This is a genomic window from Pauljensenia sp. 20925_1_34 (assembly GCF_041432775.1).
In the GTDB taxonomy this organism is placed as follows: Bacteria; Actinomycetota; Actinomycetes; order Actinomycetales; family Actinomycetaceae; genus Pauljensenia.
The window spans coordinates 1-1,884 of sequence record NZ_JAPWAG010000056.1; the positions used below are offsets into that span (position 1 = coordinate 1).

A 1,884-nucleotide genomic window follows, 5' to 3' on the forward strand; every position below is an offset into this window, starting at 1 on the left:
TTTGGGCCACCCTCACAACCGAGTACTACTACCGGCGCGCCTTCACCACCCGCGACCAGGTCTACACCGGGGTCGCCACCTGGATCGAAGACTTCTACAACCACCGCCGCATCCACACCAGCCTCGGCGGCAAATCCCCCATCGAATACGAACTACACCAAGCGGCCTGGACAACAGCCGCATAGACAAACCGTCAACAACGTGCGCACAGGCCCAGGGGTGCACAATCAGGCAACACAAAACCCCCAACCCAAAGGGAAGGGGGTTTGCAGGACGTGACTTCAGCGTGCCGCCCACAAGTGGACTATTACAAGGCTCTGTTTCGTCAGGTTTCGCGGTCACCAACCACCCGAAAGTGGAAGGCCCATTTCAGCCCTTGTCCTAGTGTCCAGGATAGCTGCTGTGGCGCGCGAAGGTCAAGAGAGTGTAGCTAGGATCGGGGCACGCCTGAGTTGGACCGGTTGGTAATAAGTTGAGCTTAGGCTGGTGTATAATGGTAGGAGTCGCCACAGGAGACCCCTCATGTCTGAGATTTTTGATTTTGAAGACCGTTGGCCAGAACTCTTCGACCGCCTCGACGCGCGTGAACGCAACTCCGTGCGGCAAGCCCTCGCAGCAGCATGGCACGAAGGCTTTGAACCCACCCGTGAGCACGTGGAAAACCTGACAGACTATTCACTCGGGCTGATTGATCTCAGCGAGTACCAGCGCCGCTCAAGGGAGTTGGTCAAGCGCCTCATGCAGAACACAAACAACAAGCCCACGTCGCTATGATGTACGACACCTGGCAATCCTACTTCTACCCAGAAACGTACAACCCTGCGACGGGGCAGGGGACGCTGCGCAACCTCTTTGGGGAGCGTGATGCCGTTGCGTCGAGTCTACTCGAATACGCGTATACTCTGTCGCGTGCGCGCAACTTGACATACGAGATTGTTGATGTGGAACGCACGTTTGATGCGGAGCATCTTCGTACTATTCATCGCTACCTGTTCCAGGATGTCTTTGAGTGGGCTGGCCACTACCGCAGCGTGAACATGTCAAAAAACATGTCATCGTTTGCTGACGTTCATTCCGGTGAGGTCGACCAATACCTCGATGACGTACACCGTCTAGTGAACCAAACGAGCTGGGCAGAGCTCAACCTGGACGATTGTGCGCGCGCATCCGCTGAAGTCTTCGCATACCTCAACCAAGCCCACCCCTTCCGAGAAGGCAACGGCCGCGCCTCGAAAGTATTTATGGAGCACGTGGCCGAGCAGTCACAGTTCACCTTCGACTTCGCGCGCGTCAGCCCACACGTCTGGAACCAAGCAAGCATGCTCTCAGGACCCGATCTCGGGACCTACGAACCTGTACCCGATTCGCTCATCCCCATCTTCCGCCACATCGCGCAGCCACGCACTGGTGGCCCGCGCGCCACCCCAAGCACCCCAGATGCTACTACCACCCAACTCATACGTAACAAGAGTGCACGGCTCGAACAGATGATGAACACGCGTCAACAAAGATAATCACCGCGCCCCGCTCCTACACGCCCCCCGCAGCTTCCACGCGATGACTCCCCTCAACGCCGAGGTCCCTCCATCCACTAATGCGCTAGCACCCTAGCCTACTTGTCAGCCAGTGTGCTAGGTGACTAGTGCACTAGTTAGCCAGGGGGTGCACAATCGGGCAACACAAAACCCCCAACCCAAAGGGAAGGGGGTTTGCAGGACGTGGTATCAGTCTGCCGCCGCGAAGGCTATTAGTCCTTGGGCACTTGATCACCGGGTTTCGCGGTCATCATCTAACAGCTCGCGCTGCCAAGTATCCGTTTCAGCCCTTGTCCTGGTGTCCAGGATAGCTGCTGTGGTGCGCGAAGGTCAAGAGAGTGCGCCTAGG

At 57.4% G+C, this 1,884-nt stretch carries 3 protein-coding genes; all 3 read left to right on the plus strand.

Annotated features, from left to right (window positions below; all coding sequences use genetic code 11):
- Positions 1 to 185, plus strand: a 185-nt coding sequence (locus O3669_RS10810; RefSeq protein WP_371524851.1) for an IS3 family transposase, incomplete at its 5' end; no start/stop codon positions are given.
- Positions 186 to 522: 337 nt separating this feature from the next.
- The gene (locus O3669_RS10815; protein ID WP_371524853.1) at positions 523 to 774 is read left to right on the plus strand and encodes a hypothetical protein; all 252 of its coding nucleotides are present in this window, start codon (positions 523 to 525) and stop codon (positions 772 to 774) included.
- Positions 771 to 1,514 carry a Fic/DOC family protein gene (locus O3669_RS10820; protein ID WP_371524855.1) on the plus strand — a complete coding sequence of 248 codons (744 nt, stop codon included), beginning with the start codon at positions 771 to 773 and terminating at the stop codon, positions 1,512 to 1,514. The genes O3669_RS10815 and O3669_RS10820 overlap by 4 nt, the downstream gene beginning before the upstream one ends.
- Positions 1,515 to 1,884 lie beyond the last annotated feature (370 nt).